The 19,961-nt window shown below is 73.8% G+C and carries 17 protein-coding genes and 1 pseudogene; 5 read left to right on the top strand and 13 right to left on the bottom strand.

Going from position 1 to position 19,961, the window contains the following annotated elements:
• Positions 1-99: 99 nt before the first annotated feature.
• The 3 genes from ACFWTC_RS15565 to ACFWTC_RS15555 are packed head-to-tail and all read right to left on the bottom strand — an operon-like array spanning position 100 to position 2,055.
• Positions 100-372: a hypothetical protein gene (locus tag ACFWTC_RS15565; protein WP_383917433.1), complete on the bottom strand. Its 273-nt coding sequence runs from the start codon at positions 370-372 to the stop codon at positions 100-102.
• 10 nt (positions 373-382) lie between these two features.
• Positions 383-1,096 (bottom strand): TetR/AcrR family transcriptional regulator, encoded by a 714-nt coding sequence (locus ACFWTC_RS15560; protein ID WP_383917435.1) that lies wholly within the window; start codon positions 1,094-1,096, stop codon positions 383-385.
• Positions 1,097-1,125: 29 nt separating this feature from the next.
• Positions 1,126-2,055, bottom strand: a complete 930-nt coding sequence (locus tag ACFWTC_RS15555) for a diiron oxygenase (RefSeq protein ID WP_383917438.1) — start codon at positions 2,053-2,055, stop codon at positions 1,126-1,128.
• A gap of 169 nt (positions 2,056-2,224) precedes the next feature.
• Here ACFWTC_RS15555 and ACFWTC_RS15550 point away from each other — a divergent pair, with 169 nt between their 5' ends.
• A complete protein-coding gene (locus tag ACFWTC_RS15550; RefSeq protein ID WP_384026825.1) occupies positions 2,225-3,331 on the top strand; it encodes a ferritin-like domain-containing protein in 1,107 nt (368 codons plus the stop codon).
• A 77-nt stretch (positions 3,332-3,408) separates the two neighbouring features.
• Here the strand turns inward: ACFWTC_RS15550 and ACFWTC_RS15545 are convergent, their stop codons facing one another.
• Entirely contained in the window at positions 3,409-4,911 is a 1,503-nt protein-coding gene (locus tag ACFWTC_RS15545) for a penicillin-binding transpeptidase domain-containing protein (protein WP_384026832.1), read from the bottom strand.
• Complete coding sequence (locus ACFWTC_RS15540) at positions 4,908-6,272, bottom strand: FtsW/RodA/SpoVE family cell cycle protein (RefSeq protein ID WP_384026835.1); 1,365 nt, start codon at positions 6,270-6,272, stop codon at positions 4,908-4,910. Before ACFWTC_RS15540 ends, ACFWTC_RS15545 begins: the two co-directional genes overlap by 4 nt.
• 288 nt (positions 6,273-6,560) lie before the next feature.
• On the opposite strand from ACFWTC_RS15540, the pseudogene ACFWTC_RS15535 reads away from it, so the two are divergent.
• Positions 6,561-7,688, top strand: a pseudogene (locus ACFWTC_RS15535) (NlpC/P60 family protein); the annotation flags it as partial.
• Here ACFWTC_RS15535 and ACFWTC_RS15530 read toward each other — a convergent pair.
• Genes ACFWTC_RS15530 through ACFWTC_RS15510 form a run of 5 tightly spaced genes read right to left on the bottom strand, consistent with a single transcriptional unit; the run spans position 7,664 to position 13,651 of the window.
• Positions 7,664-9,004, bottom strand: coding sequence for a styrene monooxygenase/indole monooxygenase family protein (locus ACFWTC_RS15530; protein ID WP_384026838.1), 1,341 nt, complete (start codon positions 9,002-9,004; stop codon positions 7,664-7,666). The pseudogene ACFWTC_RS15535 and the gene ACFWTC_RS15530 overlap by 25 nt on opposite strands.
• Positions 9,005-9,032: 28 nt before the next feature.
• Complete coding sequence (locus tag ACFWTC_RS15525) at positions 9,033-9,653, bottom strand: ATP/GTP-binding protein (protein ID WP_383917453.1); 621 nt, start codon at positions 9,651-9,653, stop codon at positions 9,033-9,035.
• Positions 9,634-10,038 carry a DUF742 domain-containing protein gene (locus ACFWTC_RS15520; protein ID WP_383917456.1) on the bottom strand — a complete coding sequence of 135 codons (405 nt, stop codon included), beginning with the start codon at positions 10,036-10,038 and terminating at the stop codon, positions 9,634-9,636. The genes ACFWTC_RS15525 and ACFWTC_RS15520 overlap by 20 nt, the downstream gene beginning before the upstream one ends.
• Positions 10,035-10,508 carry a roadblock/LC7 domain-containing protein gene (locus ACFWTC_RS15515; protein ID WP_383917458.1) on the bottom strand — a complete coding sequence of 158 codons (474 nt, stop codon included), beginning with the start codon at positions 10,506-10,508 and terminating at the stop codon, positions 10,035-10,037. The genes ACFWTC_RS15520 and ACFWTC_RS15515 overlap by 4 nt, the downstream gene beginning before the upstream one ends.
• Positions 10,505-13,651 (bottom strand): nitrate- and nitrite sensing domain-containing protein, encoded by a 3,147-nt coding sequence (locus tag ACFWTC_RS15510; RefSeq protein ID WP_384026841.1) that lies wholly within the window; start codon positions 13,649-13,651, stop codon positions 10,505-10,507. The genes ACFWTC_RS15515 and ACFWTC_RS15510 overlap by 4 nt, the downstream gene beginning before the upstream one ends.
• 399 nt (positions 13,652-14,050) lie before the next feature.
• Between ACFWTC_RS15510 and ACFWTC_RS15505 the strand changes: the two genes are divergently transcribed.
• Entirely contained in the window at positions 14,051-14,824 is a 774-nt protein-coding gene (locus tag ACFWTC_RS15505; protein WP_384026844.1) for a hypothetical protein, read from the top strand.
• 101 nt (positions 14,825-14,925) lie between these two features.
• Here the strand turns inward: ACFWTC_RS15505 and ACFWTC_RS15500 are convergent, their stop codons facing one another.
• The 3 genes from ACFWTC_RS15500 to ACFWTC_RS15490 all read right to left on the bottom strand — a co-directional run bounded on the left by ACFWTC_RS15500 (position 14,926) and on the right by ACFWTC_RS15490 (position 18,512).
• A complete protein-coding gene (locus ACFWTC_RS15500) occupies positions 14,926-15,366 on the bottom strand; it encodes a MarR family winged helix-turn-helix transcriptional regulator (RefSeq protein ID WP_267717866.1) in 441 nt (146 codons plus the stop codon).
• Between the two features lie 159 nt (positions 15,367-15,525).
• Complete coding sequence (gene lon, locus ACFWTC_RS15495; protein ID WP_383917466.1) at positions 15,526-17,937, bottom strand: endopeptidase La; 2,412 nt, start codon at positions 17,935-17,937, stop codon at positions 15,526-15,528.
• A gap of 146 nt (positions 17,938-18,083) precedes the next feature.
• Positions 18,084-18,512 carry a nuclear transport factor 2 family protein gene (locus ACFWTC_RS15490; RefSeq protein WP_384026847.1) on the bottom strand — a complete coding sequence of 143 codons (429 nt, stop codon included), beginning with the start codon at positions 18,510-18,512 and terminating at the stop codon, positions 18,084-18,086.
• A gap of 86 nt (positions 18,513-18,598) precedes the next feature.
• On the opposite strand from ACFWTC_RS15490, the gene ACFWTC_RS15485 reads away from it, so the two are divergent.
• Complete coding sequence (locus ACFWTC_RS15485; protein ID WP_384026850.1) at positions 18,599-19,168, top strand: PadR family transcriptional regulator; 570 nt, start codon at positions 18,599-18,601, stop codon at positions 19,166-19,168.
• Positions 19,155-19,961, top strand: coding sequence for an SGNH/GDSL hydrolase family protein (locus ACFWTC_RS15480; RefSeq protein ID WP_384026853.1), 807 nt, complete (start codon positions 19,155-19,157; stop codon positions 19,959-19,961). The genes ACFWTC_RS15485 and ACFWTC_RS15480 overlap by 14 nt, the downstream gene beginning before the upstream one ends.

The following is a 19,961-nucleotide window of genomic DNA, read 5'->3' as shown; positions in this document are numbered from 1 at the left end:
CCTGGCGGGGCGGAGGCCCGGTCGGACCCTGGCCGGGCGGGTTCCCGGCCCCGCCACTTGGCCCCGCCGCTCAAGCCCCCGTCGCTCCGCCTTCGGCCGTTACGGGCGCGGGGTCTTCGTCCACGGCCAGCGCGGCTTCAGCTTCGGCTTCTCCCCGCCCGGGCGGAACTCGTACTTCCACCCCTTCTGGAGCCCGAGCCGCTTCGAGTACCCCGACGGGACCCGCTCGTAGAGCAGCACCGTGGGCGGGGCGTCGGGCGCGGGGACCGGGATCTCGTACCACTTCGGGGGGTGACCGGTCAGGCCGAGGATGACCGGCAGCACCCTGCCGTCCATCGGGCCGCCTTCGAAGGGGGTCGGTTGGCTTCTCACGCCACCAGTGTCACAGCAGGTGGGCGGCCTCGGAGACCACGGGGATCACGCGGCGGGCCAGGACCCCGACCGGGCCGTCCGCCGACTCCAGGGCGAGGGCGGCGCGGGCCGCGGCCGCCGTTTCGGGGTCGGTGGCGGCCGTGGCGGTCAGCAGGGCGATGAACTGGTCGAGCAGCCAGTCCCGGAGCGAGTCGACGTCCGGCTGCTTGCCCTCGTCGATCCAGATCAGCGAGGCGGCCTCGACCGCGGTGATCCACGTACGGACCATCATCCGCAGCCGCGGACCCGGAGCCGGGGTGCCCAGGTGGTAGAGGATCTGCCCGGCGGCGGCCCGGCGGATGCCGTCCACCGTGGCCGTCGTACGGGAGGTCTCGACGACGCTGCCGCCTTGCAGGAGCGCGGAGAAGCCGGCGTGGTGCTCGTCGACGAAGGCCAGGTAGCGGTCCAGGGCACGGGAGAGGCGCTGGGTCAGGGGCCCTTCCTGGGGCTCGGCGAAGCACAGTTCGAGGACGTCCGCCGCGGAGCGCAGGGCGGCTTCGTAGAGCTGCTGCTTGCCGCCCGGGAAGTAGCGGTACACGAGCGGGCGGGACACCCCGGCGGCTTCCGCGACGTCGTCCAGCGAGACGTCCTCCGGCGCCCGGTGCGCGAACAGCGAGAGGGCGGCGTCGAGGAGTTGGGCTCGCCGCTCCTCGACGCCCAGTCTGCGGTAGGCGCGTACGGTCATGACCGCAGGGTAGCCCGGCGGTGGTGGCCTCAGGCCAGGAGTCCGGAGCTCTTCCACAGCTTCCGGCCGACGCCGCGCAGGATGCCGATGTCGTCGAGGAAGTCGGTGAGCCGCTTGGCGCCGCTCTGCATGACCTCGCGCCGGTGGCCGCTGGCCTTGACCTGGGCGACGGCCTCGCGGCGGTCCAGGCCGATGTTGTCGTAGACGGTCGGGTTCACGAAGGCCAGCGAGAAGACGCGGGCGGCCTCGCCACAGCTGATCCGGGTGAGTTCCTGCTCCCAGCGCGGGGCGGTGAGCATCTGACGGCGCAGCTCCTCGCGGGCGTAGCGGACGTGCCGGGCCTCCTCGATGACGTGGATCCGGGTCACGCCGCGGACCAGCGGCTGGATGCGCTCGTCCGGGAAGGTCAGGCGCTGCATCCAGTCGAGGATCTCCTCGCCGAGGAGGGTGCAGGCGAAGGAACCGGGGGTGGTGGAGACCGTCTTGAGGATGCGCGCGAGGTTGTGGTTCGTGCGGGAGACCGGGTACTCGGGGGCTCCGCCCTTGTGGATCATGCGGGCGAACATCATCGAGTGGCGGCACTCGTCGGCTATCTCGGTGAGGGCGTAGCGGACGTGGTTGCTGGTCAGCGACTTGTCGTAGATGTGCCGGACCAGGAGCTGCATGAGGATGATCTCGAACCAGATGCCCAGCGAGCCGAGCGCCGCCGCCTCGTGGCGGGAGAGCTCGATGCGCTGCTCCTCCCCCATCTTCTTCCAGAGCGGGGTGTCGTAGAGGGAGAGGAGTTCCGGGGGCCAGTAGTACTTGCCCTCGATGGGCGGGGCGTCCCAGTCCAGTTCCTTGTCGGGGTCGAAGGAGTGCTTGGCCGAGGATTCGAGGAGCCGCTCGGCGATCTGCTCGCGGTCCTTGAGCAGGCCGAGAGCGTCCCTCAGGGCGGCTCGATCGGTCACCGTCGTCATGGCTTCGGACACCTCGTTCGTTGGGTTGCCGGCGGTCACTGCTTATAAGACTGCTTGTCAGCAAGGCCGTCAATCCCCCGCGCACGACTTGTTGACCCCGCGTCTACCAACGTGTGACGCTGCCAACTGTCCAGTCCTGTACGGAAGTACGTGACACGAGGTGGTGCCAGTGTCGACGCACGAGCTCTACACCAGCGACCCGGGCGCGGGAGTCTGGCAAGTCCCCGCCTCCGGCTCGGCCCGTTTCAGCTGGGAGTACGACAGCGGCCGCGAGCGGCTCCTCGCGCTCTACCAGAAGGGCAAGGACAAGCAGTGGGACGGTGCCAAGCGCATCGACTGGGGCATCGAGGTCGACCCGTACGACCCGCTGGGCACCCCGGACGACGTCCTGACCCTGTACGGGACCCGGCACTGGGCCAAGCTCACGGAGAAGGACAAGGGCGAGCTGCGCCGGCACTACGCGTCGTGGAACTTCAGCCAGTTCCTGCACGGCGAGCAGGGCGCGATGGTGTGCGCGGCGCGGATCGTGGAATCGGTGCCGGACCTGGACGCGAAGTTCTACTCCGCCACGCAGACCATGGACGAGGCCCGGCACGCGGAGGTCTTCGGGCGGTTCCTGCACGAGAAGGTCGGGATGCTGTACCCGATCAACGACAGCCTCCAGGGGCTGCTCGGCGACACCCTGCGCGATTCCCGGTGGGACATGCCGTACCTCGGGATGCAGGTGCTGATCGAGGGGCTGGCCCTGGCGGCCTTCGGCATGATCCGCGACACGACCGACAAGCCGCTGCCGAAGCAGATCCTGGCGTACGTGATGCAGGACGAGGCCCGGCACGTGGCCTTCGGGCGGATGGCTCTGCGGGACTACTACCGGCAGTTGACGGACACCGAGCGGCGCGAGCGCGAGGAGTTCGTGATCGAGGGCTGCTACCTGATGCGGGACCGGCTGCGCGGGGTCGAGGTGCTGGAGAACTTCGGGATCCCGAGGAAGGAGGCGGAGGAGTTCAGTGAGCAGTCGGAGTTCCTGCACCTGTTCCGGAAGCTGCTGTTCAGCCGGATCGTGCCGTGCGTCAAGGACATCGGGCTGTGGGGCGAGCGGCTGCAGAAGGCGTACCTGGACATGGGCGTCTTCGAGATGGGCAACTCCAACCTGGACCTGCTGATGAGCCAGGACGAGGAGATCGCGGAGGCGCTGGACCGCGAGCGGTTCGCGGCGGAGGAGGCCGAGCGCGTGGCGGAGGTCGGGGCCGCGATCGCCTCGGGCGCCGAAACCTGACACCCGACCCCGACGCCCGAAACCTGACCCCGGCACCCGGCACCCGAAACCTGACACCCGGTCGCGCCGCCGCGCCGTCAAGGCGCGGTGCGGCCCCCGATTCGCGGAGCGGACGCGGGCGGTGCCGACAGGGCCGCCTGCATCACCGAACGGGCGATCGGCGCGGCCGCCCCGTTGCCGCTGATGTCGCCGCGCACCGCCGACGCGTCCTCGACGACGACCGCGACCGCGACCGCCGGCAGGGCGGCGCCGCCCTCCGCCTTCGCCCAGGAGATGAACCAGGCGTACGGGGTCCCCGCGTTGCCGACGCCGTGCTGCGCGGTGCCGGTCTTGCCGCCGACCACCGCCCCGGGGATGGCCGCGTTGCGGCCCGTACCGCTCTCCACGACCTTCACCATCAGCTCCTGCATCCGCAGTGCGGTGGCCGGGGTCATGGCCCGGCCCAGGGTGCGCTGGTCCCCGCGCCGGACCTGGGAGCCGTCGTCCTGGGTGGTGCGGTCCACCAGGTAGGGGGCCTTGAGGTCGCCGCCGTTGGCGACCGCCGCCGCCACCATCGCCATCTGCAGCGGCGTCGCCTTGGTGTTGAACTGCCCGATCGAGGACAGGGCCAGCTGGTCCTGGCTCATGTCGGTGTCGAAGTTCGACCGGGACACCCACGACGGCACCCGCAGCCCCTCGTCGTTGAACCCGAACCGCCGCGCCGCCTCCACCATCCCCCGCAGCCCCACGCGCACCCCGATCTTCGCCATCACCGTGTTGCAGGACCACTGCACCGCGTCCGCCATGGAGGCGTCCTGGCAGCCCGTGCCCGCGTTGGGCAGCAGGGTGCTGGTCCCGGGCAGCGGGTAGGGGTCGGGGGTCTCGGTCGGCGCGTCCACGTCGGTGACCGCGCCCGAGTCCAGGGCGGCCGCCGCCGTCACGATCTTGAAGGTGGAGCCCGGCGGGTACGTCTCGCGCAGCGCCCGGTTCAGCATCGGCTTGGCCGGGTCCGCGTTCAGCCGCTCCCAGGCCGCCTTGACCCGGCTGCCCGTCCCCGAGAGCACGGCCGGGTCGTACGAGGGACTGCTGACCAGCGCCAGGATCCTCCCGGTGGCCGGCTCCACCGCCGCGACCGCGCCGCGCTTGCCGGCGAGACCCGCGTACGCGGCCTCCTGCATCCCGGCGCGGATGGTGGTGGCGGCGTTCCCGCCGCCCGGGCGGCCGCGGGTGAGGTCGTACCAGAGGGGGAAGACCGAGAGCCCCGGGTCGGTGCCCGACAGGACCGCGTCCTCGGCGCGCTCGACGAAGCTGGTCCCGTACGTCTGGGAGGAGTAGCCGGTGACGGGCGCGTAGAGCGGGCCGTTGAGGTACGTCCGCTCGAAGCGCAGCAGCTGGCCGCTGTCGCGGGAGCCGGTGACCGGCCTTCCGTCGACCAGGATGTCGCCGCGCGGTTCGGCGTACCGCTCGATGACGGGGCGCTTGTTGGCCGGGTTCGCGCCGTAGGCGGCGGACTCCCAGACCTGGACCCGGGCGATGTTGACGAGCAGGGCCACCAGCAGCAGGGCGCAGAAGTACGCGCACCAGCGGATGTAGCGGATCACGCGGTGGCCTCCTGTGGTTCGGGCCTGCGGGCGCTGTCGCTCAGCCGGACCAGCAGGGCGACGATGATCCAGTTGGTGACGACGGAGGAGCCGCCCTGGGCCAGGAAGGGCATGGCCATGCCGGTGAGCGGGATCAGCCCGGTGACGCCGCCGGCGATGACGAACACCTGGAGGGCGACGATCGAGGCGAGCCCGGTGGCGAGCAGCCGGCCGAAGGGGTCGCGCAGCGCGAGCCCGGCGCGGAAGCCTCGGGCGACGAGGAGCCCGTAGAGCAGGAGGATCGCGGTGAGGCCGACGAGGCCGAGCTCCTCACCGGCGGTGGCCAGGATGAAGTCCGACTTGGCGGCGAAGCCGATGAGGAAGGACTGCCCGTGGCCGAGCCCGGCGCCGAGGAGTCCGCCGGCGCCGAAGGAGAAGAGGGACTGGGCGAGCTGGCCGGGGCCCTCGCCGCGCTCGATGGAGGCGAAAGGATTCAGCCAGTCGTCCACGCGGCTGTTCACGTGCGGCTCGAAGGTGCCGACGGCGTAGGCGCCGACCCCGGCCAGGACCAGGCCGATCGCGATCCAGCCGATCCGGCCGGTGGCGGTGAACAGCATGATCACGAAGAGTCCGAAGAAGAGCAGCGAGGTGCCGAGGTCCCGCTCCAGGACCAGTACGCCGACACTGAGCAGCCAGATCGCGAGGATCGGACCGAGCACCCGGCCGGGCAGGAGGCGGAGCTTCCAGAACAGCGTGCGGCCGGTGAGGGCGAGCGCGGTGCGGTTCGCGGCGAGGTAGGCCGCGAAGAAGACGGCGAGCAGGATCTTGGCGAACTCGCCCGGCTGGAAGGAGAGTCCGGCGAACCGGATCCAGATGTGCGCGCCGTTGACCGCCGGGAAGAAGACGGGGACGAGCATCAGCGTGAGGGCGGCCGTCACCGAGAGGTACGCGTAGCGCTGGAGCACGCGGTGGTCGCGGAGCCGGACGACGACGAGGACGAACAGCGCCACCCCGAGCGCGGACCAGAGGAGTTGGTCGTCGGCGGTGGGGTGGGCGGGGGTGGTCACGTCGAGGCGCTGGATGAGGACGAGGCCGAGGCCGTTGAGCAGGAAGGCGATCGGGAGCACGACGGGGTCGGCGTACGGCGCCCAGCGGCGGACGGCCAGGTGGGCGAGCAGCGCGGCGGCGGCCAGCCCGCCCGCGTAGCGGGCGGCGGAGCGGGGGACGTGGCCGGTGGTCGCGAGGCCGACGTGGAGATGACCGAGGGCGGCGATCAGGACGGCCCCGGCGAGGAGCGTCAGCTCGACGCCGCGGCGCCGGGGGGCGCGGGCGTCGGGAGGCGGCGGCGCGGGCTCCGCCACCTTCGCCGTCAGAGCGGTCATGGGGGAAACGTAGCAAGCGGACGGATGGTATGTCCGTTTATGTCATAGGGCGCCGAAGAGTCGTCACAAGCGGTCGGAATCAGCGGCGGAGCCCCGCGGGACCGTGACACCGATCGCCCCCGCCCCCTGCGGGGCGACGGGTCCCGCGGCCGTGCGGGCGAAGGCCGGGGCGGCGCGAGCGCCCCACCCCGCCCCCGCCACCCGGGTGATCCCGGCCGGCCCCGCCGACTCCGTTGGGGGATTTGTCATACCGGGCGTGGCAGCATCGGGCGCCCCGGAGGTGATCCCATGTCACATCGGCCGCTCCGCGCCGCCTGTATCGCCGCGCTGCTCCTCGCAGCCTGCCCGACCCCCGCCGCCACCGCCGAGCCCCTCCCCTCCGCCGAGCCCGTCGGCGTCCTGCTCACCCGGCTCCAGGGTCTCTACCAGAGGGCCGAGGAGGCCACGGAGGCGTACAACGCCACCGAGAGCGCGCTCGGCGCGCGGCTCGACGAGGAGCACCGGCTCAGCGGTGAGCTCGGCAGGGCCCGCGGCGCGCTCGAAGCGGAGAAGGCGCTCGCCGGGCGGCTGGCCCGCGAGCAGTACCAGGCCGCCCGCGGCTTCGCCCCGTACGCCCGCATGCTGCTCGCCCGGGACCCGCGCGCCGCCCTCGACCAGCACCGGCTCGCCGCCCGGGAGGGCAACCGCCGCGCGGGCGTGCTGGACCGGCTCGCCCGCGGCGAGCAGCGGGCCGGCTCGCTGGCCGCCCGGGCCCGCAAGGCCCTGGACGACCAGCGGGCGCTGGCCGCGCGGCAGAAGCGCCAGAAGGAGGAGGTCGCGGTGCAGCTCAAGGAGGTCGAGCGGCTGCTCGCCTCGCTCACCGCCGAGCAGCTCGCGCAGCTCGGCGCGCGCGAGGCCGCTAACACCGCCGGCGCACAGCGCGCGCTGGTGGACTCCGGTCGCCTCCCGGCCCGTACCGGTACGCCCACCGCCGCCGGCGGCGCGGCGCTCACCTATGCGGCGGCCCAGATCGGGAAGCCGTACGTGTGGGGAGCCGAGGGGCCCGCGTCCTTCGACTGCTCCGGGCTGACCTCGCAGGCCTGGGCGCACGCCGGCCGCGCGATCCCCCGTACCAGCCAGGAGCAGTGGGCCCGGCTGCCCAGGGTGCCGCTGGAGCAGCTGCGGCCCGGGGACCTCGTCGTGTACTTCCCCAAGGCCACGCACGTGGGGCTGTACGTCGGCGACGGCAAGGTCATCCAGGCCCCGCGCCCCGGAGCGCGGGTCAAGGTGTCGCCGATCGCGGCGAACCCGCTGCTGGGCGCGGTGCGGCCGGACCCGGACGGAGCGCCGCTCGACCGGTTCGTCCCGCCGCCGCTGCCCGGGGCGGACGCGGCGGGGGGCGACGACACCGGCTACTCGGCCGAGGAGGCGCCCGAGGGGGCCGGGTCGCCCGAGCCGTCGGAGGCCGGGGCCGGGCCCGCGGCCGCGGCGTGGGAGCCCGCTGCCGGACCGGCCACCGCCGCCGAGACGTCGGCCAGGTAGTCCGCCGTGTCCTCGGGGTCGTAGAAGTACCCGTCGAAGTCGGCGGGGTTGTCGAAGCCGTTGGCGAAGCGGTCCGCCACCGGCTGGAGCTGCCCGGCCGCACCGATCAGGTTCAGCACGTGCTCCGGCGGGACGCCCAGCATCGCGTTCGTCCACTGGGTGACCGGCTTGCCGGTGGTGAACCAGAACTTGTCGAAGGTGGCCTTCATCCACGCCTCGTCGAACGGCTTGTCCCCGTGCATCAGGATCGACGACAGGTACGAGGCCGCGCACTTCGAGGCGGAGTTGGAGCCCTGGCCGGTGATCGGGTCGTTGGCCACGACCACGTCGGCGACGCCCAGCACCAGGCCCCCGCCCGGCAGCCGGCCGATCGGGTTGCGGACCACCGGTGCGTAGCGGCCGGCGAGGGTGGCGCCCGCGTCCGTGAGCTCCACGTCCGTCGCCCGGGCGTGCTCCCACGGCGTGAACGTCCGCATCAGCTCCAGCGTGAGCGCCAGGTGCGCCTCCGGGTCCTTGACGCCGTTGAACGCGTCCACCGGGCCGCCCGGCACGCCCTCCCAGAACAGGATGTCCGCGCGGCCCGACAGGGTGAGGGCCGGCATGACGAACAGCTCGCCGACGCCCGGGACCAGGTTGCAGCGGACCGCCTCCGTCTCCGGGTGCTCCGGGCGCGGCCCGAGCCCGTGCACGTAGCTGACCGCGAGCGCGCGCTGCGGGGCGTCGTACGGGGAACGGGCGGCGTTCCGGCCGAACATGGAGACCAGCTCGCCCTTGCCGGCCGCGACCAGCACCAGGTCGTACGTACGGGAGAAGTAGTCCAGGTCGGCGACGGAGGCGCCGTGGATGACCAGCTGTCCGCCGCGCTGGACGAAGGCGTCGAGCCAGCCCGCCATCTTCAGGCGCTGGTCGACGGACTGCGCGTACCCCTTCAGGCGGCCGAGCCAGTCGACGGGCCGGCTGGCGTCGGGGGCGCCGACGGAGACGCCCACGCCCTCGATCCGGGGGGCCTGCTGCTCCCAGAAGTTGATCCGGAGGTCCCGCTCGTGCTGGAGCGCCGTGTCGAACATGCATTGCGTGGACATGACCCGCCCGGTGCGGATCTCGTCCGCCGTCCGGTTGGACATGAGGGTGACGTCGTAGCCCTTCGACTGGAGTCCGAGGGCGAGCTGGAGACCGGACTGACCGGCTCCGACGACGAGTATCTTGCGCATGTCGTTCTCGATTCGCGTCTGGTCGGTGCTATGCGGGAGTGCTGTCGAGCGCGTGCGACACCAGCGTCAGCAGGGCCTCGACGACCGTCGTGCGACGTCGCGCGTCCATGATCACCACGGGGACGTGGGGCGGGACGGTGAGCGCCTCGCGCACGTCGTCCGGCTCGTACGGGCGGGTGCCCTCGAAGTGGTTGACGGCGACGGCGTACGGCAGGCCGCAGCTCTCGAAGTAGTCGAGCGCGGGGAAGCAGTCGCGCAGCCGGCGGGTGTCGGCCAGCACGATCCCCCCGACGGCGCCGCGCACCAGGTCGTCCCACATGAACCAGAACCGCTCCTGGCCCGGGGTCCCGTACACGTACAGCACGAGGTCGTCGTCCAGGGTGACGCGGCCGAAGTCCATCGCGACGGTGGTGGTGTTCTTCTCCGGGGTCGCGGAGAGGTCGTCCGTCGGGACGCTGGCCTCGGTCATCACCGCCTCGGTGCGCAGCGGGGCGATCTCGGAGACGGAGGAGACGAACGTGGTCTTGCCGACGCCGAAGCCGCCGGCGACGAGCACCTTGACGGCGACGGGGGCGCGGGAGCGGTCGTACTGCCAGGCCTGTACGGACTCGTCGGCCGGCGCCGGACGGTCAGAGACGGCGGAGCCCACTGAGCACCCTTTCCAGCAGCGCGCGTTCGGGCCGGCCGGTGCCGTGGCCGCTGCCGTAGACGCGGAGCCTTCCCTGGTCGGCGAGGTCGCTGACGAGGACGCGGACCACGCCGAGGGGCAGCTTGAGCAGCGCCGCGATCTCGGCGATCGTGCGCATGCGGCGGCACACCTCGACTATGGCGGGCATCTCGGGCATCCGGTCGGGCTTCTGCGGCTCCGACGCCTTGGTGTCCAGGGCCGCGACGAAGGTCTCGACGAGCAGGACGTGCGTGAACCGCGTGCGGCCGCCCGTGAGGGAGTACGGGCGGACGCGGGCGGGGCGGCGATCGGCGCCGCGTACGGGCAGGCCGGGTATCTGCAACAGGTCGGGGGCCGGGCTCCTCACGGGGACTTCTCCATCGACTGGCGCAGCTCGCTGCGGACTTCGGGGGTCAGGACGTGGCCGGCGCGGCCGACGAACAGGGCCATGTGGTAGGCGACGACGCTCATGTCACAGTCGGGCGTGGCGTGCACGCCCAGCAGGGAGCCGTCACTGATGGCCATGACGAAGACGGAGCCGTGCTCCATCGCCACCATGGTCTGTTTGACGGAGCCGCCGTCCATGAGGGCGGCGGCGCCGGTGGTGAGGCTGCCCAGGCCGGAGACGATGGTGGCCAGGTCGGCCGAGGCCCCGCGCGGGCCCTTGGGCCTGCCCTGCGGGGACTCCGTTCCTGGTTCGGAGGAGAGCAGCAGGAGCCCGTCCGAGGAGACGACGGCGACGGAGTTGACGCCGGGCACCTCCTCGACCAGGTCGGTCAGCAGCCACTGCAGGTTGCGGGCCTGGGTGCTCAGTCCGTACGTACTGGGCGCGGTCATGTGCGTGCCTCCTGTGCGGTGTCCCCCTGGTCGGTCTGACCCTGCCCCCGGTCCTGCGTGTGGTCCTGGTCCTGCGTGTGGTCCTGGTCGCCCGCGAGTTCGGCCGCGACGACGCGGCGTCCGTCCTGGGTGCCCTGGTAGAACCCGCCGAGCCGGCGGCGCAGCTCGTCGGCGTCGACCCGGCGCGGCGGCTCGGGCCGCGCCTCCTCGGTCCGGGCGCCGGCCACCGCGCGCGGGGTCCGCTTCGGCAGGCCCTTGTCGGTGACGGTCTCGGCGGGGTCGGCGGGGTGGCTGCCCTGGCGGGGCAGCCAGTTGCCCTCGGCGGCGGCGTGGGTGTGCGGGTCCGCCTCCGGCGCGGGGGCGGGCTCCGCCACCCGCTCCGGTACGGGGTCGGACACGGGCTCCGGGGCGGGCGCGGACTCCGGTACGGGCTCCGGCGCGGTGGGTTCCGGCGCGGTGGGTTCCGTGTCGGGGACGAGCCGGGCGAGGAGCTGCTCGGCGGGCTCGGGGCCGGCCGGAACGGTGAACACCTGGTCGGCCGGGGGCAGCTGCTCCGCCGGGCCGTCGGCGTCCGGGACCGCCCGGGCCGGCGGCTTCCCGGCGGGCTCGGCGTACGCGGCGTCGGCGGCGTACGCGGCCGGGGTCGGGGCCGGGGCCGGGGCCGGGGCCGGAACGGTGAAGGTCCCGTCGGCGTCCTGTGCCGGGGCGGTACCCGGCGCCTCCGCGGCGGCGGGCATCGCGGACAGCGGCAGTACGGCCGCGGTCGCCTCGGGCCGGGCGGCGGCCGGGAACGGCCCGTCCTCCGGCTCCGCGCCGGCCTCGTCGGCCTCCGGGGCCGGGTCGGTGAACGGGGCCGCGGTGGCGTCCGCGGACTCCGTCGCGTGGTCCACGTACCCGGCGCGGTCGGCGTGCTCGACGTGCCCGGCCTGGTCCACGCGGTCGGCGTGGTCGACGGCCCAGCCGGGCGTGCCGGGCTCCGCGGGTTCCGCCGAGGCGGCCGCCTGGGCCTCCTCGGCCGGGGCCTCGCCGCGCCGGCGGGTCGGCAGGGTGTTCTCGTTCGCCTCCGCGATCACACCCGGCAGGTGCAGCGCGGACGCTCCCGGCGTGCCCAGCGCGTGGACCGTCGAGGTGGGCGGGGTGGCGGGCAGCAGCGCGGCCGGTACGACCACCAGCGCCTCGGTGCCGCCGTGCCGGGGGGCCCGCAGTTCGGCGGTGACCCCGTGCCGCGCGGCCAGCCGCCCGGCCACGTACAGGCCGAGGCCGAGGCCGTGTTCCGCCTCCGGCTCCTCGTCGTACGCCTCGGGGGTGGACAGCCGGGAGTTCAGCGCCTCCAACCGGTCCGCGGTGATCCCGATGCCCTCGTCGACGACGGAGAGCACCGCGTCGCCGGACTCCAGCAGCCAGCCGGAGACCTTCACCTTGGCTTCCGGCGGCGAGAACGTGGTGGCGTTCTCCAGCAGTTCGGCGACCACGTGCGAGATGTCGTCGGCGGCGTGCCCGGCGACCTGGGTGAAGGAGGGCAGCGCCGCGAGGTCGACGCGCTCGTAGCGCTCGATCTCGCTGACGGCGGCCCGCATCACGTCGATCAGCGGCACCGGTGCCGCCTGGCCGTGTCCGTACTCCTGGCCCGCGAGGACCAGCAGGTTCTCGTTGTGGCGGCGCATCACGGTCGCCAGGTGGTCGAGCCTGAACAGGGTCGCCAGCCGGTCCGGGTCCTGCTCCTTGGACTCCAGCTCCTCGATGACCGCGAGCTGGCGTTCCACCAGGCCCAGGGTCCGCAGCGACAGGGAGACCGAGGTCGTCGACATGACGCGGCGGTGTTCCTCCAGGCCCGCCCGGAGCTTCGTCAGCTCCTCCTCCAGCACCTCGCGGCCGCCGGTCAGCGCCTCGTTGCGGCCGATCAGGCGGCGGCGGTCGGCGTCGAGCCCGGCGATCCGCGTGTGCAGGGAGACCGTCTGGTCCCGTACGGCGTTGAGGTGGCGGACGACCTCCGCGAACTCGTCGTTGCGGCCGGTGAACCGGACCGGCTCCACCGAGCCCTCCGCCGTCGCCAGCCGTTCCGCGCCGCGGCGCAGGACGGACAGCGGCCGGGTCAGCGAGCGCGCGATGGCGGTGGAGAAGCCGACGGTGAAGAGGAACAGCACGCCCAGCAGGGCGACCACGGTTTCCAGCCGGGTGACGTCGTCGTCGCGCAGGGAGGCGAGCGCGGTGGCCCGCTGGCCCGCGAGCGTCGACTCCACGGACCGCATGCGGTCGAGGCGGGAGGTGAGCGCGGAACCGACGGCGGCGCCGTCGGTCCTGCGGTCGGCCGGCGTCAGGGTGGGCCGGTCGGTGAGGCGCTTGAGGTAGTCGTCGGCCGTCTTGACCTCGGGGCCGGTGACGGTGGCGGCGAGCGTCTGGCGCACGTCGGGGCGGGCGGCTCGCGCGAAGTCTTCCAGGGCGGCCTGTTCCCGTACCCGGGCCCGCTGCGCGGCGGTGGTGAGCTCGTCCACGACCGCGGAGTTGGGGGACTGCTCGCCCTTCGGGACGGACAGTGCGGCCAGCAGCAGTCCGCGGGTGGCGGAGGCCTGCTCCACGGCCTGGCCGAGGGGGGCCATGGGCCGCGTGGTGGCGAGGGCGCCGACGGCTCGCGGCGGGGTGAGCTCGGTGAGCCGGTCGCCGGGGGCGAGGAGTTCGGCGATGAGGCCGGCGTACGCCTGGTGCGCGGCGAGGGCGCTGCCCTTGCCGTCGACGGCCTCGGTGCGGACGGCCCGGATCCGGCCGAGGGCGCGGGCGGTCTGCTCGTCGGCGTCGGCCTGGACCTCGGTGATCTGCCGGTCGGTGCGGGCGGTGCGTTCGTCCACGGGCGCCTTGGCGGAGCCGGGGCGGCCCTTGGCGGCGTATTCGACGACCGCGTCGCGCTCGTCGCCGAGGAGGTGCGCGAGGGTGAGGCTCTGCCGGGTCTGCTCCGCGAGGACGACCAGGTTCTGGGAGTCGTTGAGTTCTCTCGTGGCGGAGACGACGGCTGGCGCGCCGGCCACGAGGACGGTGAGGCCGGCGACGGCTACGCCTACGACCAGCCTGCGGCGCACGCGGACGCGGCGTCCTGCGGGTGCCGGGCCGTCGATGGCGGTGCCGTTCTTCCGAGACCGCTTCTTCTGCACCGGTGCTCGCAATCCTGTACGTGTGCTCTTGCTCGTCTACTCGTGTGGCCGAGGTAACGGCCGGTCAACAAGTAAACGCCCCCTGCCTCCTCGTACCGCCACAGACCTTCGCAGTGTGTTGGGGAGAGAGCCGCCCATCGCCCACCTGGCCACTCGAACGAGTGAACATCACGGATGAGTTGGCGACCAACTCGGGCACCCGGTGTCAGAGCGCTTCCGTGGGCAGGCGGTTGAAAGATCGACGGGGGCTTTGGCAGTATGCCCGCCCACAGCTCCGCCGCCGCCGCTCCCCCGGGCCGGCCGGGCCCGCGGCGGCACCCGGCGGGACCGCCGGACGGGCCCCGACATTGGTACGGACCTGTCTGCGCTCCCCGGGTCGCCGAGAGGCAGTATGTCCGTATGCGCATCGACCTCGCCTCGGCCCCCGGTGACCCGGAACGCCCCAATGAGGACTGGCTGTCGGCCGCGATCCCCGCCGCGGGCGGGGGCGTCCTGGTGGCCTTGGACGGGGTCACCCCGCCGCGGGACGGGGGCGGGTGCGTGCACGGGGTGCCGTGGTTCGCGTCGCGGCTCGGCGGCCGGTTGACCGAACTGTCCGGGTCGCGGCCGGACCTGCCGCTGGACCGGATCCTGGCGGAGGCCGTCCGCGCCACGGCCGGGGCCCACGGCGACGCCTGTGACCTTTCTCACGTACGGACGCCCCAGGCTACGGTGGTCGTCGTCCGGTGGGACGCGGCGTACGTGGAGCACCTGGTGCTCTCGGACTCCGTACTGCTCCTCCAGGCGCCCGACGGCGCGGTGACGGCGGTGCTCGACGACCGGCTGGACCGGGTGCCGCGGGAGCTGCTGCGGTCGGTGGCCGCGACGGACGCGCTGCGGAACACGGAGGGCGGCTTCTTCACCGCGGCCGCGGATCCGGCGGTGGCGGCCCGCGCGGTGACGGGGCGCACCCCGCGCGGTGAGGTCCGGGCGGTGGCCGCGCTGACGGACGGGGCGAGCCGGTGGACGGACACGTTCGGGGAGGGCGACTGGGCGCAGTGCCTGGCGGTCCTGCGGAAGGAGGGCGCGGAGGGCCTGATCGCCCGGGTCCGCGCCGTGGAGTCCGACCCGGCCCGCCCGCAGGCCCGCCACAAACGCCACGACGACGCCTCGGCGGCGTACGCGGAGCTGTAGCCGCGGGTCCGCCCCGGGGACCCCGCGCCTCGCACGCCGGCGGGGCTGGAGACGCGCCCGGGCGGGCCGGCGGCGAGTGAGCCGGAACGGGCGCCGGGGCGCTATTCGGCTCCGGCGTTCAACTGGTTCAGCAGGCGGGCCAGTTCCGCGACCTCGCCGCGGTCCCAGTCGGCGAGCTTGCGCATGTACTGCTCGCGGCGCGCGTCCCGCACCCGCAGGAAGCGTTCGCGGCCCTCGTCCGTGAGGCCGACCAGGAAGGCCCGCCCGTCGGCCGGATCCGGTTCGCGCGCCACCAGGCCCAGCACCTCCAGGGCCCGCAGCTGGCGGCTCATGGTGGCCTTGCCGACGCCGAAGTACGCGGCGAGCTCGGTGGCCCGCTGGCGGCCGGCGGCCTCCAGGCGGGTGAGGAGCCCGTACGCGGCGGGTTCCAGCTCCGGGTGGAGCTCGCGGGCCATCTCCCCGGAGGAGGCCCGGGCCCGCCGGAGGAAGACGGACAGTTCCCGCTCCAGGGCAAGGAACTCCTGGTCTTCGCTCCCGTGCACGTACCGCTCCTTCGGTGGTGGGTGGGCGCCCAGTATTTCGCAGCGGACACACCGGCGGCCCGGGGCCCCGCCGCAGCGGGACTCCGGGCCGTCCGGACGGCGGCCGGGCCGCCCCGGCGAAGCGGCCCTGGTCAGGCGAGCCGGGTCAGGCGGCCCGGGTCAGGCGGCCGCGGTCACGGGCGCCGCCGGCGCCGCCGCCCCCGCCCCGACCAGGGCGATCTCCAGGACCTGCCGTACGTCGGTCACCGGGTGCACCTCCAGCCCCTCCAGCACCTCCGCCGGGACGTCGTCCAGGTCTGCCTCGTTCCGCTTCGGGATGATCACCGTCGTCAGCCCGGCCCGGTGCGCGGCCAGCAGCTTCTGCTTGACCCCGCCGATCGGCAGCACCCGGCCGGTCAGCGAGACCTCGCCGGTCATCGCCACGTCCGTGCGCACCTGCCGTCCGGAGAGCAGCGAGGCGAGCGCCGCCGTCATGGTGATGCCCGCGCTCGGCCCGTCCTTGGGCACGGCGCCCGCCGGGAAGTGGATGTGCACGCCCCGGTCCTTCAGGTCGGCCACCGGCAGTTCCAGTTCCGCACCGTGCGAGCGCAGGAAGCTGAGCGCGATCTGCGCCGACTCCTTCATGACGTCGCCGAGCTGGCCGGTGAGCGTGAGCCCGGCGGCTCCCGTCTCCGGGTCGGCGAGTGAGGCCTCGACGAACAGCACGTCCCCGCCGGCGCCGGTGACCGCCAGGCCGGTGGCCACGCCGGGGACGGCGGTGCGCCGCTCGGCCGGGTCCTGGGCGGACTCCGGTACGTGGTGCGGGCGCCCGATCAGCCCGCGCAGATCGCCGGCGCCGATGCGCAGCGGCAGCTCGCGCTCCCCCAGCTCGTGCTGGGAGGCCACCTTGCGCAGCAGCCGGGCGAGGGACCGCTCCAGGGTGCGCACGCCCGCCTCGCGGGTGTACTCCCCGGCGAGCCTGCGCAGCGCGTCCTCCTCCAGGACCACCTCGTCGGCGGCGAGCCCGGCCCGCTCCAGCTGGCGCGGCAGGAGGTGGTCGCGGGCGATGACGACCTTCTCGTCCTCGGTGTACCCGTCGAGCCGTACGAGCTCCATCCGGTCGGCCAGGGCCTCCGGGATGGACTCCAGGACGTTGGCGGTGGCGAGGAAGACCACGTCGCTGAGGTCGAGCTCGACCTCCAGGTAGTGGTCGCGGAACGTGTGGTTCTGGGCGGGGTCCAGGACCTCCAGCAGGGCGGCCGCGGGGTCGCCGCGGAAGTCGGAGCCGACCTTGTCGATCTCGTCGAGGAGGACCACCGGGTTCATCGAGCCGGCCTCCTTGATGGCCCGTACGATCCGGCCCGGCAGGGCGCCGACGTAGGTGCGGCGGTGTCCGCGCACCTCGGCCTCGTCCCGTACGCCGCCGAGCGCCACCCGGACGAACTTGCGGCCCATGGCGTGCGCGACCGACTCCCCGAGGGAGGTCTTGCCGACGCCGGGCGGCCCGACCAGTGCGAGGACGGCGCCGCCGCGCCGGCCGCCGATGACACCCATGCCGCGCTCGCCGCGCCGCTTGCGGACGGCCAGGTACTCGGTGATGCGGTCCTTCACGTCGCCGAGCCCGGCGTGCTCGGCGTCGAGCACGGCCCGGGCGCCCCGGATGTCGTACCGGTCCTCGGTCCGCTCGTTCCAGGGCAGTTCGAGGACGGTGTCCAGCCAGGTGCGGATCCAGGAGCCCTCGGGGCTCTGGTCGCTGGCCCGCTCCAGCTTCTCGACCTCCTTGAGCGCGGCCTCGCGGACCTTCCCGGGAAGGTCCGCGGCCTCGACGCGGGCGCGGTAGTCGTCGGACTCGGCCCCGTCCTCCTCGCCGCTCAGCTCGCGCAGTTCCCTGCGGACGGCTTCCAGCTGGCGGCGGAGCAGGAACTCGCGCTGCTGCTTGTCGACCCCGTCCTGGACGTCCTTGGCGATGGATTCGGCGACATCCTGCTCGGCGAGGTGGCCGCTGAGCGCCTTGACGGCGATGCGGAGGCGGGCGACGGGGTCGGCCGTCTCCAGCAGCTCCACCTTCTGGGCCACCGTCAGGAAGGGCGAGTAGCCGGAGTTGTCGGCGAGGGCGGAGACGCCCTCGATCTGCTGGACCCGGTCCACGACCTGCCAGGCCCCGCGCTTCCTGAGCCAGCTGGTGGCGAGCGCCTTGTACTCCTTGACGAGCTCGGCGACGGCCCCGGGCAGCGGCTCGGGCACGTCCTCGTCGGCGCTCTCGCCCTCGACCCAGAGCGCGGCGCCGGGCCCGGTGGTGCCGGCCCCGATGCGGACGCGCCCGCGGCCGCGGATGAGTGCCCCCGGGTCGCCGTCGGAGAGCCGTCCCACCTGCTCGACGGTCCCGAGCACCCCGGTCGCGGCGTACGTCCCGTCGACCCGCGGCACGAGCAGCACCCGGGGCTTCCCGCTGCCGGCCGCGGCCTGGGCCGCTTCCACGGCTCCCCGCACCTCGGCGTCGGACAGGTCCAGCGGCACGACCATCCCTGGCAGCACGACCTCGTCGTCCAGCGGCAGTACGGGCAGGATGAGCGTTTCGGACGTCGAAGCCATGATCTTCCCTCCGGCAGTGAAGTTGAGCTATGCCGACTCAATGCACGTGAGCCTTGCAATGTTCCCCCCACCCCGTTCGCCCGGGGCGAACGGGGTGTCACCCGAGGTGACGGCCGGTGCCGGGCCGACCGGGGGAACCGGGGTGGTCAGGCCGTGGGGCGGGGGGCCAGGCCGTCGGCCTGGAGGCCCTGGAGGACCGCCGCGCCGAGGGTCTGGACGGCCGACATGGGCCGGACCATCACCGTCAACTCCTCGATCAGGCCCGCCCGGTCGAACTGGAACAGGTCCATGCCGTGGATCTCCTTGCCCTCGACCGTGGCCCGGAAGATCAGGATCTGCGACGGCGCCTCCTTGCCGTCGCAGCTCGTCTCGGCCGCGCCGTCGAGGCGGCCGACGTAGCGGAAGTCCTCGAGGGTGCGCAGCAGCACGCCGAGGAGGCCGAGCACCGCGGGCCGGCCTTCGAAGGGGGTGAACTTCACCGGGCTGTACAGGCGGACGTCCTCGGTGAACAGCTCCGTCAGCGCGGCGAGGTCGCGCGTCTCGACGGCTGCGCGGAAGCGTGCGGCGGTTTCCATGGACCCTCCAGATACTCAAAAACATGACTACTCTTGTTCATGAGTAGGATGCAGGTCCGGACGAGAGAGCGGAAGGGGGCGCCGCGGTGGCTTTGAGACACGCCGTGCTGGCGGCTCTGCTGGGTGGCGATTTCAGCGGGTACGAGCTGGCCAAGGAGTTCGGCCTCGGCGTCGCGAACTTCTGGCACGCCCAGCCCCAGCAGCTGTACGCCGAGCTGGCCAAGCTGGAGGCCGAGGGGATGGTCGTCGGCCGGCAGGTGGTCCAGGAGTCCCGGCCCAACAAGCGGCTGTTCCGCGTCACCGACACGGGCATCGCCGAGCTGGAGCGGTTCGCGGCGGCCCCCTCGAAGCCCTCGTTCATCCGGGACGACCTGCTGGTCAAGGTCCAGGCCGTCGACCGCCTCGGCACGGGGCCGGTGATCGGGCAGCTGGAGGCGCGCGCGGCCGCCGCCGAGGCCAAGATCGAGCTGCTCTCCAAGCTGCTGGTCCGCCTGCGCGGCAACGCGGACGAGGAGGAGTTCCTGCGCCACGGCCGGCCGATCGGCCCGTACCTCACCTGCCGGCGCGGCCTGGCCTTCGAGGAGGAGCACCGGGACTGGTGCCGGAGCACCGCCGCGGTCCTGCGGGAGAGGCAGGTGCCCCGTGCCGAGCACTGAATACCCCGGGTACGGGCGCTACGTGGCCCTCGGCGACAGCCAGACCGAGGGGGTCGGCGACGGCGACGACGCCGCCGGCCTGCGCGGCTGGGCCGACCGGCTCGCGGAGCACCTCGCCGCCGCCGACCCCGGGCTCCGGTACGCGAACCTCGCCGTGCGCGGCCGCCTCGCCCGGCAGGTCCGCGCCGAACAGCTGGCGCCCGCCCTGGCCCTGCGGCCCGATCTGGCCACCGTCGTCGCCGGGTTCAACGACCTGCTCCGGCCCCGGTTCGACCCGGCGGAGGTGGCCGGGGAGCTGGAGGCGGTGTTCGCCGCGCTCACGGCCTCCGGGGCCCGCGTGGCCACCCTCGCCTTCCCCGACATCGGCCGGATCGCCCCCATGGCCCGCCCCCTCGCGCCCCGCGTGGCCGACCTCAACGCCCGCGTCCGCGCCGCGGCGGCCCGGCACGGGGTGACGGTCGTCGAGACCGGCGGGCACGCCGTCAGCACCGACCCGCGGCTGTGGACGGCCGACCGGCTGCACGCCGGTCCCCAGGGCCACGAGCGGATCGCCGCAGCCGCCGCGCACGCGTTGGGCGTACCCGGCAGCAGCGACGCCTGGACGCACCCGCTGCCGGTCCGCCCGCTCCCCGGGGCGCCGGCGGCCGTGGCGGCCGAACTGCGCTGGGCGGCCGGGTTCCTGGGCCCCTGGGCCGTCCGCCGCCTGCGCGGCCGCTCCAGCGGAGACGGCCGGTCGGCGAAGCGCCCGCTGCTCCTGCCCGTGGTCCCGCCGGGGACCGGCCGGGAGGTGTGA

It is taken from the genome of Streptomyces sp. NPDC058619 (assembly GCF_042717785.1).
In the GTDB taxonomy this organism is placed as follows: Bacteria; Actinomycetota; Actinomycetes; order Streptomycetales; family Streptomycetaceae; genus Streptomyces.
This window is presented reverse-complemented; position numbering and strand designations above follow the sequence as displayed.